This window comes from Marinobacter sp., from assembly GCF_048269445.1.
Lineage (GTDB): Bacteria > Pseudomonadota > Gammaproteobacteria > Pseudomonadales > Oleiphilaceae > Marinobacter.
In genome coordinates, this window is sequence record NZ_JBLXIQ010000002.1 from 392,397 (window position 1) to 405,235 (window position 12,839).

Sequence of the window (12,839 nt, forward strand, 5' to 3'; positions counted from 1 at the left end):
GTCTCGCTAAAAACTGAAGCCAACTCCGAGATACGACGGAGTCGGCGGAAGGGTGTTTCTGAAACTGTGCGGAGCCAGGGATGGCGGAGCCCAAGCGTCACATGGACGTGCCGTAAGGAGCGTGTTTCAGAAACACCCTTCCGCCGAATCCAGCCTCCTGATTTAAATTCTTAACTTTTATATTTACGCAGCTCCAGACGAGCCACCATAGCCCGATGCACCTCGTCAGGCCCGTCGGCCAGGCGTAAAACACGAGCATAGGCAAACAGCTGCGTCAGTGGGAAGTCGTCATCACTGACCCCCGCACCACCGTGAATCTGAATGGCCTGATCCACAATCGTTTGCAGCATGGACGGAATCACCGCCTTGATCATGGAGACTTCCTGAAGCGCCCCCATGATACCCTTGGTATCCAGCGCCCAGGCGCATTTCAGAGTCAGCAAACGCGCTTGCTCAATGGCCATGCGGGCATTGGCAATGATGTCCGGGTTTCCGCCCAGTTTGGCGATCGGGCGCCCGAAGGCTTCCCGGGTGGTGGCGCGTTTAATCAACAGCTCCAGCGTGCGCTCTGCCGCACCGATAGCCCGCATGCAATGGTGAACTCGCCCTGGTCCCAAACGGCCCTGGGCGATTTCGAAACCACGGCCTGGGCCGGCGATAAATGCGCTCTTGGGCAGACGAACGTTATCGAAAAGCACTTCGCCATGGCCGTAGGGCTCATCGTACTCACCGAATACGGGCAGCATTCGCTCAATCTTTACCCCCGGTGTGTCCAGCGGCACCAGCACCATGGAATGACGACGATGCTTGTGGGCGCCCGGGTCCGTCAGGCCCATGAAAATAGCCACCTTGCAGTCCGGATGGCCGATGCCGGTGCTCCACCATTTGCGACCGTTCAGAACCACTTCGTCGCCTTCAACAACGGCGGTCGCTTCCATGTTGGTGGCATCGGACGATGCGACCGCCGGCTCGGTCATACAGAACGCGGAGCGGATTTCGCCGCTGAGCAACCGCGGCAGCCATTCGGCTTTCTGCTCTTCAGAGCCGTAGTGGATCAGCACTTCCATATTGCCGGTATCCGGCGCATTACAATTGAAGATCTCCGGGGCAATAAAGCTGCGACCGGTTTCCTCGGCAATCAGGGCATAGTCGGAATTCAGCAGACCACAACCGTACTTTTCATCCGGGAAAAACATGTTCCACAGGCCCTGGGCCCTGGCTTTCTCCTTCAGCTCCTTGATAACGGGCAACACAACCCAGCGGTTCTCAAGGGATGCCAGCTCCCTGTGGTACTGCTCTTCAATGGGGAAAATCTCATCCTTCATGAACTGCTTCACTCGGTTGAGATAGTCCTGACCTTTCTCGGAAATATTAAAATCCATCGCCATATCCTCACTGAAATTGCACGACCGGGTGCGCTGAATAGTTTGATGTTTCCAGTCTAGGGCGGGCTAAACTATTACGCGACTGAATTATTCTTATCGTTTATTATTAGCCACACTTATTCTATAACGGATGTTGATCATGGCCCTGAATCGCCTGGATCTTAACTTGCTGCACGTTTTCGACACCATCTACCGGGAAGGCAGCCTGACCCGCGCCGCACGGGCGCTGCACCTGACACAGCCAGCGGTCAGCCACTCCCTGTCACGACTCCGGGATCACTTTGATGATCCGCTGTTTACCCGTCAGGGCAACCAAATGGTGCCAACACCCCTGGCCCGGCGGTTCCTGGAGTCCATGCGCCCGGGACTCACCCAGATTCAGGGAGCGGTCAACCAGTTCCACGCTTTCGACCCTGCCACTCAACGCAAGACCTATTCGCTGGGGCTGAGGGACATACTGGAGTCCACCTTTCTGCCCCGGCTGATGAAACGTCTGGACGCCTATCCGGAGCTTGAGATTGTCAGCCAGCGGATCGCGCGGCGGGATATGGAGTCCCAGCTGGCCGCCGGAAAACTGGATTTTTCGGTGGATGTGCTGCTGCCGGTCAGTAACCAGACCGCCCACGAATTACTGCGGCGGGATCGTCTGGTGGTGCTGGCGCGGGAGGGCCACCCGCTGACGGCAAAGACATTGGATATGGAAGGTTATCTGTCTGCGAAGCACGTTCTGGTGTCTTCGCGCGCTGAGGGGCCCGGCATTGAGGACTTTGAGCTATCCAGGCTGGGTGTGCAACGCAGTATCAGGCTGCGGTGTCAGCATTACTACGCGGCTTGCCGGGTGGTTGAGGATACCGACCTGCTGCTGACCATGCCGGAAGCCTACGCCCGAATCATCGCCGAGCGGGCAAATATCCGGCTTATGGATCCGCCAGCGGATCTGCCATCCATTGACGTGCATCTATACTGGCACAAAGCCTACGAGAGAGAGCCTGCGCTGATCTGGTTCCGGGAACAACTCAACGCAATCAGCTGAAGGCTAATACGCACCCACGGCCATCAAAAACCCAAAAAAGCCGATCCCCGTAATGGCAAGGGCCGCCAGAACAATGCCGAAGCCCCACCAGATCGCAGCACCGTCGGAAATACCGACGCCATGGCCCCGCAGGGTTCGGTAGAAGGCCCAGGGGCCAAGAATAAAGGCACCCACGACGGCGAAAATCAGCCCGACACTGATGCCAGCAAAGGTCCAGGTGGCGAGCACCATGGCACGATCATCGACCTGGTCGGTCACACCGTGATGTTCCAGGAATTTCTTGCAGAAAAACCAGAGCAAGGCGAACAGGGCAATAACAAAAACCAGTCCGCCAACAATCGTTATGACTCGGTAGAGCACAGGGTCGATCCCGTTAGTTTAAAATAATTCAGTCCGGAAACTCAGGCTCCGGGAGACACTCAAAACCGGGCTTGGCAAACAGGTAGCCCTGATACAGGCTAATCCCCTGCGAGCGTAACCAGAAGTACTCTTCCTTGGTTTCAACGCCCTCGGCAATGATCCGGCCGCCCAGCTGTCCCATCATGGTGATGATGCCCGCTACTACTGCTTGCTTGTTAGGTTCCTGATGAATATCACGTATCAAGGCCATATCCAGTTTAAGCAGATCCGGCGGGCTGGCCATCATGATGTTGTAGCGGGAAAAACCGGCACCAAAATCATCAATGGCGGTGCTGAACCCCATCTCCTGGTAGGCTTCGATGATGGAAACCAGGTGATCAACAGACGTCGAATTCAGGTGCTCGTCTTCGGTGAGCTCGAAAATGATCTTGCGAGTATCAAAATTGTACGTCCTTGCTGCCGCAAGGGTGGTCCGGATGCAGTACTCAGCCCGGTAGACCGCGTTGGGCATGAAGTTGATGCTGAGCATTGGTTCCATCTGCAGCTTCGCGGCAAGCTTCACGGCTTTTACGCGACACACCTGATCAAACGCGTAACGATTCCGTTCATTTACCCTGGAAAGAATACTCATGGCGCCCTGCCCTTCAGCCCCCCTCACCAGTGCTTCGTAGGCATAAACAGACTTGTTCAGCACATCGACAATGGGCTGGAATGCGAAGGTAAAGGCAAAGTCCAGTCCCGCTCCACAGGCACATTGCTCACAGTGAGATTCATCGAACAGTACGGCGGGTTGGTTCACTTCAACTCCTGAACTTCAAATCTGGCGATTTTATGTGTCAATAAGACGTATTTTCAATTAACTATAGCGTCGATCCTTTCCCCGGTAAAACCACTTTTGGTTAAAGCATGTGAAACGCTGGCGTCCCAGGTTTACATGACTAAACTGGGGTTTGTTGCTTATACGAGTCTGTTTACAAAAGGAGTCTCCCGAATGGCCGAAACTATCCGAATCGCAGTCACCCCCGGCGATGGCATTGGCCCAGAAGTGGTGGCTGAAGCTGTGCGTTGCCTCGAAACCCTGCGAGCCAAGCATGGCCTTGCCATTGAGTGGACGCGATTCCCCTGGCCTTCCCATGCCTGGCATGAGGAATACGGAGAATCCATGCCGCAGGATGCGCTGGAGCAGTTGCAAAAATACGATGCCATTCTGCTCGGTGCTTTGGGTGACCCGGGCCCGATGGATGATCCGGACCGTTACCTGCTGCCGGACAGCATCTCCCTGGCGCCTCTTCTGGATATGCGCAAGGGCTTCGACCAGTGGGTCTGTGAGCGTCCGGCGAGGCTGCTGCCAGGTGCCCGCCAGTATCTGGCGGATGACCGCGCCAAAGACATAGACATGCTGGTGATCCGGGAAAATTCAGAGGGAGAATACGTCAGCCAGGGTGGCCGCTTGCGAAAGGGCACTCCCGATGAAGTGGCGACCCAGATGGAGGTATTTACCCGAAAAGCCACGGACCGGATCATCCGGTATGGTTTTGAACAGGCCCGAACCCGGGCGGCAGACCGCATTAACGAAGGCCGAACCCGCACTTTCCGTACTCTGGATGGCCGCTCCTGCGAAAGCCAGGTATGTGTGGTCACCAAACGCAATGCGCTGCGCTATTGGGGCGACATGTACACTGAAGCCTTTGAAGAGATCAGCAAGGAGTACCCGGATGTGGCGACGCACCATGAACTGGTGGATGCGGCCTGCATGAAGTTTGTGCAGAGCCCCTGGGCCTTTGACGTGGTGGTTGCCAGCAATCTGCAGGGCGATATTCTTACCGATCTGGCTGCCGTGCTGTCAGGTGGCATGGGCGTGGCGCCCTCATGCAACCTGAACCCCACAGACCCGAACATGCCCTCCATGTTTGAGCCCACCCACGGCAGTGCACCGGACATTGCGGGCCAGGGCCTCGCGGACCCGACCGCCATGCTGTTCACCACCGCGCGCATGCTCGAATGGCTCGGCCGAAAAGACCCGGCAATCGCTGCAGCTGGCAAGGAGCTGTTCGATGCGATTGCGGCAGATCTTGCGGAGAACTCCGAAACCCGGCGGGGCACTCATGAAATAGGAACAGCCATCTGCGCACGCCTGTCTGCCTGAAACTATACGACTGATCAGGAGAACTGCATCTTCGTGGCCATGTCAGAGTGCCTGGCCACGGATTTACTTGTCTGCCATTACAAACTCTAGACGGCCCGGCGCCACCCGGATATCCACAGGCATCATGCCAAACATTCGCTGGGCAAAATCGGTCTCGTCTAGACGGTAAACCGGCATGGTTTCCAGCATCTGAGCGACAAGCCGCATCACCGTGTCGGTAACCGGCTTCAGGTCACCCTTAAAAAACGGTGAATCAATGCTGCTTTCCAGCAACTGCAGACGCCTGATGAAGATCGCTTTTTCCGTACTGTCGTATACCGGAGCTCCTTCCACCTTCAGGGCAATGTCCACTGGCAACTTAGCCATCAGTGCGTTCAGAGCGACCTGCCCCCGCAAATCGATCACGGCCACGTCCCGACCATCCGGACCCAGGGTGATATCGGCGTCGTCAAGGCTCAGGCTCAGTGGCGAACCGCTGCTCAATTGCTGGCGGTCGAACTCGCTCACCACATCCTGAAGGTGCCTCTCCAGCTCACCTTCAGAAACGGAGTAGGGTGACATGCTGGCGCAGCCGCTTGTCAGTGCCAGCGCCAGAATCAGAAGGGCCCAAAGACCGTTCAGGGGTGTTTTATTCATTTTCAGCTCGGGCATCCACGTGAGGGGTTAGATTGTCGTCGAAGGCGACGCGCAACAGAATGGGCCGGCAGCAGACCTGGCAGTCCTCGACATACTCCTGCTCCGGCACCGAGGGGTCGACGCTGACTTCCAGCGTCTCCCAGCAGTACGGGCACTGAACGAGAACCGAGTCCAAGGCTGACATGGCATCACCTCAGAATTGTTGTTTTGCCATCCATGGAATGATTCGGTCAAACGCCTGCTCGAGCTTCTCGCAAGTGGTGGAGAAACTGATCCGAACAGCGTTGGTGCAACCTTCCCCGAAGGCATCGCCCGGAACCAGACAGACGCCGGTTTCCTTCAGCATCCGAAGGGCCAGATCCGAACCGTCTACATGGGGGGGCAGATCCGGGAATGCGAAAAAGGCGCCGCCGGGCTTGTATCCGGTCATGTAGGGCGTTTGGTCGATCAGCTCAACCACTTTGTCCCTGCGCTCCCGATAGATATCCACCATATCCCGCACACACTGCTGGTCGCCCGTCAGCGCGGCCACCCCGGCAAACTGAGACGGCGTATTGGCCACAGAGGTGGTGAACATATGATACCGCCGCAATGACTTGATCGCGGCCTGGCTCGAAATCACCCAGCCGATCCGCAAGCCCGCCATACTGTATGTCTTCGAGAAGCTGCTGATGCACATGATGTTGTCCAGGTCCATCGAGCAGTTGAGTACGCTGGCGAAGTCATCGTCGTCAAAGATCAGGTGGTCATAGACCTCATCCGCATATACCTGAATACCGCGGTAGGCGCATTCTTCGAGAATGGTCTCTACCGTGCTGCGTGGGTAAACCGCGCCGGTCGGGTTGTTCGGGTTATTCAGGATAAGAGCAAAAGTGCGCGAGCCCATGGCTCGGATGACTTCGTCCGGATCCAGCTGGTGATTGTTTTCCGCCCGGGTCGGCACAAACTTCACCTCGCCACCGTTCATCCGGATCAGAGGCGCATACAGAAGGAACGACGGGTCAGTCACAATAAACTGTCTGCCCGGTGCGGAAGTGGCAGAAATGGCCAGGTACATGGCCTCAGTCGCACCACTGGTGACCAGGATGTTGTCCCGGGTCAGCTTCCGGTTATACCGCTTGCCGTAGTAGTCACGCAGCGCCACCAACAGTTCCGGCAATCCGGCATCCATGGTGTAGCCGGTCTGCCCCGCGTTCAGGGCGTCAATGTAAGCATCAATAATATGCTTGGGTGTCGGCAGGTCCGGCTGACCGATAGAAAGATGAATCACATCCTTCATGGTGGCCGCCATGTTCACCATACGACGAATGCCCGGCACCGGAACCGCCTGCATGGCAGGGTTCCAACTGGCCTTGGTCTTCCGGTACTTCACTTTACGCGGTTTGGTCTGGCCAGTTTCTTTATTGGCGGCTTCTGCCATAAACACCTCCTGCAAGCGGGGCTGATAAAATCCACTCCTGCAGGTTAGTCAGTATAGAGGGGCTCTACAAGACAAAACGTCATAAAGATGATGACCGTGGATGTAGGTATAAGTACCTCCATAAAAGTAGTGCCATGATCGTCGCTGCGGGGAAATCATGCGCGCAGCAAGTTGACCAGACCGGGCCTGCCGACCAGACTGTAAATATCCCTCACGGGCAATCACCAGTCGCACATCAAAAAGGCGGAGGCTTAATGACTCAGCACAGCAAACCTGTTGTAACCGTTCTCACCGCACCGGGAGAACAGGAACCGCCGGGAATGGATGCACTCAGGGCCCGCGCGGATGTGCGTTTTGCCTGTGACGAACCAACCCTCCGGGAAACCCTTCCCGGCACCGAAATCATGATGGTGACGGACTTTCGTACCGAAGCCCTGGCCGCCGCCTGGCATACAGCCGACAAGTTGAAATGGATTCATGCCACCAGTGCCGGGGTGGATGCCCTGATGTTCCCAGACTTGATCAAGGGCAATGTAACGGTTACCAATGCCCGCGGCATTTTCGACCGCACCATCGCGGAATATGTGCTCTGCACCATTCTGATGTTCGCGAAAGATTTCCCGAATTCCATCCGGCTGCAGATGAAACATCAGTGGCAGCATCGGGATACGGAACGGGCGGAAGGCAAGCAGGTTCTCGTGGTCGGTGCCGGCTCCATTGGCCGCCAGATCGGCCGTCTGGTCAGTGCCGCAGGTTTGAAGGCCCATGGTATCGCCCGCAAACCACGGCATGATGACCCGGACTTTGTTGCCGTGCATGGCAATGACGATCTTTACGAACAGCTCGGCCACGCCGACTTTGTAGTGATTGCCGCCCCTCTGACACCGCAGACCGAGGGCCTGTTTAATGGGAAGGCCTTCAAGGCCATGAAGAACTCTGCCCGCCTGATCAACATCGGCCGCGGTCCGATCGTTAAAACCGACGATCTGGTTGCCGCACTCAGGAATGGCGACATCGCCGGGGCCGGGCTGGATGTGTTCGAGGAGGAACCATTGGCGGAAGACCATCCGCTCTGGGACATGAAAAACGTGACCATGACCGCCCATATGGCGGGTGATTTCATTGGCTGGAAGCGGGCGTTGACTGATCAGTTCCTGGAGAATTTTGACCGGTGGCACAAGGGGGAAGAGCTGTTCAACCTGGTCGACAAGGAACTTGGGTACGCCGGAAGCAAGTAAGTATGTTTTGGCCGCTCAAAAAAATGGGAGCCCGATGGCTCCCGTTTTTTTTCAACCCGACGAAACTGGCGATCAGCTCCCCGACAACGACTGATCCGAAGGATCAATCTCCATCTGCTGAATTGCAATTACCGCCTGAGTCCGGTTACGAACCCCCAGTTTCCGGAACACCGCCGTAATATGCGCCTTGATGGTAGCCTCCGAAACATCCAGATCATACGCAATCTGCTTGTTCAGAAGCCCCTCGGCGAGCATGCCCAGGACCCGGAACTGTTGAGGTGTCAGTGACGCCAGTTTTTCTGAAAAGTCTGTGGCATCCGAATGCATCCGCTCGATCTTGTCCGCCACACCTGGCGGCAACCAGACATCTCCTTCCAGAACTGCCTGGATGGCCTCTGTGATGGTCGGCAACGGTGCCGACTTCGGAATGAAGCCCGAGGCACCGTAGTCAATGGAGCGGCGCATCACCTGCAATTCCTCGGAACCTGACACAACCACTACCGGCAGCCCCGGGTATTGCCCGCGCATGAACACGAGCCCCGAGAAGCCATGGGCACCCGGCATATTGAGATCCAGAAGAACCAGATCCGCGTCCGGGTGCGACTCTACCGCCACCTGCAGCGCCTTGATGCTGTCGACTTCAACTGTCTCCGCATCCGGAACCGCCTGACTGACCGCCTGCTTCAGTGCTGCGCGAAACAGTGGATGATCATCAGCGACGATAATTGTTTGTGCCATTCAACAGATTCCTTACAGGTGCTCAGCCCAACAACACTCGGGCTCTACTTGTTTGCACGACCGCTTATCAGGTCATCCACCACGCCTGGATCCGCCAGAGTAGAGGTGTCGCCGAGCTGATCGTGCTCGTTTGACGCAATCTTACGCAAAATCCTGCGCATTATCTTGCCGGATCGAGTTTTCGGCAATCCGGGTGCCCACTGAATCACATCCGGAGAGGCAATGGGGCCTATTTCCTTACGCACCCACTGGACCAGTTCTTTCTTCAATTCATCGGATGGCTCTTCACCGTGAACCAGGGTGACGTAGACATAGATGCCCTGCCCCTTGATCTCGTGCGGATAACCAACAACAGCTGCTTCGGCAACTTTCTCGTGGGAGACCAGTGCGCTTTCAACTTCCGCGGTACCCAGACGGTGACCGGAAACGTTCAGAACGTCATCGACCCGACCAGTAATCCAGTAGTAGCCATCTTCATCGCGACGGGCGCCGTCACCGGTGAAGTACATGCCTTTGTAGGTGCTGAAGTAGGTCTGGACAAAACGCTCATGATCACCATAGATGGTGCGCATCTGGCCAGGCCAGCTGTCCAGGATAACCAGGTTACCTTCGGTTTTGCCTTCCAGGATATTGCCATCGTTATCCACCAGGGCCGGCTGGACACCGAAGAAGGGTACCGTCGCGGAACCCGGCTTCAGATCAATGGCGCCGGGCAGCGGGGAAATCAGGATTCCGCCGGTCTCGGTCTGCCACCAGGTGTCCACAATCGGGCACTTGCTATTACCGATGACCCGGTGGTACCACTCCCAGGCCTCAGGGTTGATAGGCTCGCCCACGGAACCCAGCAGTTTCAGGCTATCGCGTTTGGTGCCGTCCATGCAGGACTCACCTTCCGCCATCAGGGCACGGATCGCGGTCGGCGCGGTGTAAAGAATGTTCACCTTATGCTTGTCGACTACCTGGCCCATGCGGGAACTGTCCGGGTAGTTCGGCACACCCTCAAACAGAACGGTAACTGCACCATTGGCCAGCGGGCCGTACAGGATGTAGCTGTGGCCGGTAACCCAGCCAAAGTCAGCGGTACACCAGTACACGTCGCCATCGTGGTAATCGAACACGTACTCGTGGGTCATGGACGTGTAGACCATGTAACCGCCAGTGGTGTGCAGAACGCCCTTTGGCGCACCGGTGGAGCCGGAAGTGTAAAGCATGAACAGCGGATCCTCGGCATTCATGGGCTCCGGCGGGCAGTCTGCGGAAGCAGACTTCATCAGGTCTTCATAACGCTCGTCGCGACCGTCGTTCCAGGGCACTTCGGAGTTACCGGTGCGAGTCACAACCACCACTTTCTCAACGCTGGCGGCGTCTTCGTTCTTCAGGGCCGCATCCACGTTCTTCTTCAGCGGAATCTTGCGCCCGCCGCGAACACCTTCATCGGAAGTGATCACGAAGCGGGATTTACCGTTAACAATCCGGGCACCCAACGCTTCCGGAGAGAAACCGCCGAATACAACGGAGTGGATCGCCCCTATGCGCGCGCAGGCCAGCATGGCAACAGCCGTTTCCACGATCATCGGCATGTAAATGGTCACAACGTCACCCTTCTTCACGCCAAGACCTTTCAGCACGTTGGCAAACTTGCTGGTTTCTTCGTGCAGTTCGCGGTAGGTGACATTGCGGGAGTCGGCGGGATCATCGCCTTCAAAGATGATGGCTGTCTGGTCGCCACGCTTTTCCAGATGACGGTCCAGGCAGTTGGCAGATGCGTTCAGCTGACCATCTTCAAACCACTTGATGGACAAATTATTGTAATCGTAACTTGTGTTCTTAACCTTGGTGAAAGGCTTGATCCACTCCAGGCGTTTGCCGTGCTCACCCCAGAAAGTGTCCGGGTCTTCAACTGACTGACGATACATTTTTTCATACTGTTCCCGGTTCAGAAGGGCCCGCTTGGCCACCTCCGGGCTCACCGGATATACCTGTTTACCAGTCATTGTGCTCCCCCTTTGTCAGAGTCTGTTGTCATTGTCGGTTTTTGGAATTCTGAGCGCTGGGACCTCTCCGGTCCTCTAGACGGATAGCCGTAGTTCAACATGTGTGCCACTACACAATGAATTAGACTAACGTCCTAATGCGCCTGAACTTTTGGCCAAAACTGGCCGCTAACCCACAAGAAAACAAGGGTTATTTGTGGCGAACGAGAAGCTACTTCAAGGATAGTTCTATCGGGGCCAATCGCAAACTGGCAAGGGAAACAGGCCTTACTGGAAAACGGCCCGGCCATGGCGACCGGGCTCAGTTTTTTACGCCGCTTTCTTGCGGGCCTTGGCCGAACGAAGGCTGTAGACCTTACGCTCCTTCAGGGCATACCGGTTAAGTCCGGCAAGGTGAATCTTGCGCAGATAAACGGACCAGTCGATCTGACGGGCATCAACAGGGAATAGCACTTTGTCCAGCTCACCCATGCGCGCGGCCAGCGCCAGCAGGTCATCGTTGCGGAAGATATAATCCGGCGCCGTGTAGAAGCCGAAAATGGTTGCCAGGGAACGGGTGGTATCCAGGTTCCGGAGCACTTTCAACTCCCGGTTCTGGCCCAGCATTTTTAAAACCTTCCCGGTAATGCTCAGGGGAATACGCACCCCACCGACCACAGCATCAAAAAGCCTGCGATTCACGGCAATGAACGGCTTGGTCGGCTGTCGATAGAACAGCTGGTCATACTCCGCGTAATTGGCCCTGGATTCCGCCATCAGGTGATCAATGAATTCGCCCAGGGAAACCGGGTTGGAATTGCCACTGCAGCACTGGTAAATACGGTGACGGGGAGAGTCCCCCATCGCCTCAGCGGCGGCCAGGATGATGGCGTTGGCCACCAGGTCCACGGGAATGACATCAATGACTCCGGAACGCCTGCCCGGGAACAGGGTGACCTTCTCACGGGCATAGGCAAGAATAATTGCGTCTGCTACCTTTACACCTTCAATCCAGCCGGGTGCCGGCTCCTCGAGTGCACTTTCAATAATCGAGGGTCGCACAATGGTCAACGCCCTACCCGACAGGGCCTTCATCAAAAGCTGCTCTCCCAGCCACTTGGTAAAGGTGTAGGTGTCGCTCCAGCCGTAGTGATTGGCTTCACGAATGCCCAGGTCGACCAATTTCTTTTCCAGAACCTTTCCGGAGTAGCGGGACCGGACGTCGGCAATCTTGTCGTCCAGCAACCGGACCAGCTCTTCAATCTCGTAATAGCCCTCGGTGCTGCGGGGAATGGTCTCGCCCGCAGGCTTGATCACCGTTTCGGTAATCTGGCCGGAGTTCATTCCGTTCACGTAGCAGGTGGAAACCTGAAGCACCGCCAGAGACTTGTTCTGACGCGCCAGCTCGGCAACGTTTTCCAGACACCGGGTGTTGATCGCCAGGGCTTTATCCAGCTCTTCCCGGAAGTTGACGCTGGCGGCCGAGTTAATTACCGCATCAATGCCGCTCGCCAGCTTGCGAAAGCGATCTCCCGACAACCCGAACAACGGTTCGGTGACTTCACCGGTAACGCAATACACCCGTTCCTCAATGAATGACTCAAAAACCTCGTTATCCTCCTGCCGAAGGCGATCAAATACCGAAGATGTAGCAATCTCATCGAGAAAGCGCCCCCGGGCATCCGGGTGTCGCTTGTTACCACGAATCAGCAGGTGAATGCCGCCGATATCGGGAACGGCGCGAATAAGCTTTTCCAATACCACCTTGCCAAGAAAACCGGTGGTACCGGTAATCAGTACGTGCTTTCCGCGGAGCTGTTCGAGTACTTTCGATGATGCTCCAGGGTTCAGCTGCTGTGTTGCCATGGGAGAACTCCTTCTCAATTTGAATGCGTCGCCGGCGCACACCT

At 56.4% G+C, this 12,839-nt stretch carries 12 protein-coding genes; 3 read left to right on the forward strand and 9 right to left on the reverse strand.

Annotated elements, in window-relative coordinates:
* Nucleotides 1-170: 170 nt before the first annotated feature.
* The gene (locus ACN0XM_RS05180; protein ID WP_417565854.1) at nt 171-1,382 is read right to left on the reverse strand and encodes an acyl-CoA dehydrogenase family protein; all 1,212 of its coding nucleotides are present in this window, start codon (nt 1,380-1,382) and stop codon (nt 171-173) included.
* Nucleotides 1,383-1,524: 142 nt separating this feature from the next.
* Between ACN0XM_RS05180 and ACN0XM_RS05185 the strand changes: the two genes are divergently transcribed.
* Nucleotides 1,525-2,418, forward strand: a complete 894-nt coding sequence (locus ACN0XM_RS05185) for a LysR family transcriptional regulator (protein WP_417565855.1) — start codon at nt 1,525-1,527, stop codon at nt 2,416-2,418.
* 3 nt (nt 2,419-2,421) lie between these two features.
* Here ACN0XM_RS05185 and ACN0XM_RS05190 read toward each other — a convergent pair whose 3' ends face one another.
* Both ACN0XM_RS05190 and ACN0XM_RS05195 read right to left on the reverse strand, forming a co-directional pair.
* Complete coding sequence (locus ACN0XM_RS05190) at nt 2,422-2,778, reverse strand: hypothetical protein (RefSeq protein ID WP_417565856.1); 357 nt, start codon at nt 2,776-2,778, stop codon at nt 2,422-2,424.
* A gap of 28 nt (nt 2,779-2,806) precedes the next feature.
* The gene (locus ACN0XM_RS05195) at nt 2,807-3,577 is read right to left on the reverse strand and encodes an EAL domain-containing protein (RefSeq protein ID WP_417565857.1); all 771 of its coding nucleotides are present in this window, start codon (nt 3,575-3,577) and stop codon (nt 2,807-2,809) included.
* A gap of 192 nt (nt 3,578-3,769) precedes the next feature.
* Here ACN0XM_RS05195 and ACN0XM_RS05200 point away from each other — a divergent pair, with 192 nt between their 5' ends.
* Nucleotides 3,770-4,924, forward strand: a complete 1,155-nt coding sequence (locus ACN0XM_RS05200) for an isocitrate/isopropylmalate dehydrogenase family protein (protein ID WP_417565858.1) — start codon at nt 3,770-3,772, stop codon at nt 4,922-4,924.
* Nucleotides 4,925-4,987: 63 nt separating this feature from the next.
* Here ACN0XM_RS05200 and ACN0XM_RS05205 read toward each other — a convergent pair whose 3' ends face one another.
* Genes ACN0XM_RS05205 through ACN0XM_RS05215 form a run of 3 tightly spaced genes read right to left on the reverse strand, consistent with a single transcriptional unit; the run spans nt 4,988 to nt 6,980 of the window.
* Nucleotides 4,988-5,560 (reverse strand): DUF1439 domain-containing protein, encoded by a 573-nt coding sequence (locus tag ACN0XM_RS05205; protein WP_417565859.1) that lies wholly within the window; start codon nt 5,558-5,560, stop codon nt 4,988-4,990.
* Nucleotides 5,553-5,744, reverse strand: a complete 192-nt coding sequence (locus ACN0XM_RS05210) for a CPXCG motif-containing cysteine-rich protein (RefSeq protein ID WP_417565860.1) — start codon at nt 5,742-5,744, stop codon at nt 5,553-5,555. The genes ACN0XM_RS05205 and ACN0XM_RS05210 overlap by 8 nt, the downstream gene beginning before the upstream one ends.
* A gap of 9 nt (nt 5,745-5,753) precedes the next feature.
* Entirely contained in the window at nt 5,754-6,980 is a 1,227-nt protein-coding gene (locus ACN0XM_RS05215; protein ID WP_099619264.1) for a pyridoxal phosphate-dependent aminotransferase, read from the reverse strand.
* Nucleotides 6,981-7,234: 254 nt separating this feature from the next.
* Between ACN0XM_RS05215 and ACN0XM_RS05220 the strand changes: the two genes are divergently transcribed.
* Complete coding sequence (locus ACN0XM_RS05220) at nt 7,235-8,218, forward strand: D-2-hydroxyacid dehydrogenase (RefSeq protein WP_417565861.1); 984 nt, start codon at nt 7,235-7,237, stop codon at nt 8,216-8,218.
* 72 nt (nt 8,219-8,290) lie between these two features.
* Here the strand turns inward: ACN0XM_RS05220 and ACN0XM_RS05225 are convergent, their stop codons facing one another.
* From ACN0XM_RS05225 to ACN0XM_RS05235, 3 genes are all read right to left on the reverse strand, one after another.
* Nucleotides 8,291-8,956: a LuxR C-terminal-related transcriptional regulator gene (locus ACN0XM_RS05225; RefSeq protein ID WP_417565862.1), complete on the reverse strand. Its 666-nt coding sequence runs from the start codon at nt 8,954-8,956 to the stop codon at nt 8,291-8,293.
* Between the two features lie 44 nt (nt 8,957-9,000).
* A complete protein-coding gene (gene acs, locus ACN0XM_RS05230) occupies nt 9,001-10,950 on the reverse strand; it encodes an acetate--CoA ligase (protein WP_417565863.1) in 1,950 nt (649 codons plus the stop codon).
* A 309-nt stretch (nt 10,951-11,259) separates the two neighbouring features.
* Entirely contained in the window at nt 11,260-12,795 is a 1,536-nt protein-coding gene (locus tag ACN0XM_RS05235) for a fatty acyl-CoA reductase (RefSeq protein ID WP_417565864.1), read from the reverse strand.
* Nucleotides 12,796-12,839: the final 44 nt, after the last annotated feature.

Excerpts from the sequence above, each read along its gene's own strand:
- ACN0XM_RS05180 (WP_417565854.1), bottom strand. The coding sequence starts at position 1,382 with ATGGATTTTAATATTTCCGAGAAAGGTCAGGACTATCTCAACCGAGTG.
- ACN0XM_RS05185 (WP_417565855.1), top strand. The coding sequence starts at position 1,525 with ATGGCCCTGAATCGCCTGGATCTTAACTTGCTGCACGTTTTCGACACC.
- ACN0XM_RS05200 (WP_417565858.1), top strand. The coding sequence starts at position 3,770 with ATGGCCGAAACTATCCGAATCGCAGTCACCCCCGGCGATGGCATTGGC.
- ACN0XM_RS05205 (WP_417565859.1), bottom strand. The coding sequence starts at position 5,560 with ATGAATAAAACACCCCTGAACGGTCTTTGGGCCCTTCTGATTCTGGCG.
- ACN0XM_RS05210 (WP_417565860.1), bottom strand. The coding sequence starts at position 5,744 with ATGTCAGCCTTGGACTCGGTTCTCGTTCAGTGCCCGTACTGCTGGGAG.
- ACN0XM_RS05215 (WP_099619264.1), bottom strand. The coding sequence starts at position 6,980 with ATGGCAGAAGCCGCCAATAAAGAAACTGGCCAGACCAAACCGCGTAAA.
- ACN0XM_RS05220 (WP_417565861.1), top strand. The coding sequence starts at position 7,235 with ATGACTCAGCACAGCAAACCTGTTGTAACCGTTCTCACCGCACCGGGA.
- ACN0XM_RS05225 (WP_417565862.1), bottom strand. The coding sequence starts at position 8,956 with ATGGCACAAACAATTATCGTCGCTGATGATCATCCACTGTTTCGCGCA.
- acs (WP_417565863.1), bottom strand. The coding sequence starts at position 10,950 with ATGACTGGTAAACAGGTATATCCGGTGAGCCCGGAGGTGGCCAAGCGG.
- ACN0XM_RS05235 (WP_417565864.1), bottom strand. The coding sequence starts at position 12,795 with ATGGCAACACAGCAGCTGAACCCTGGAGCATCATCGAAAGTACTCGAA.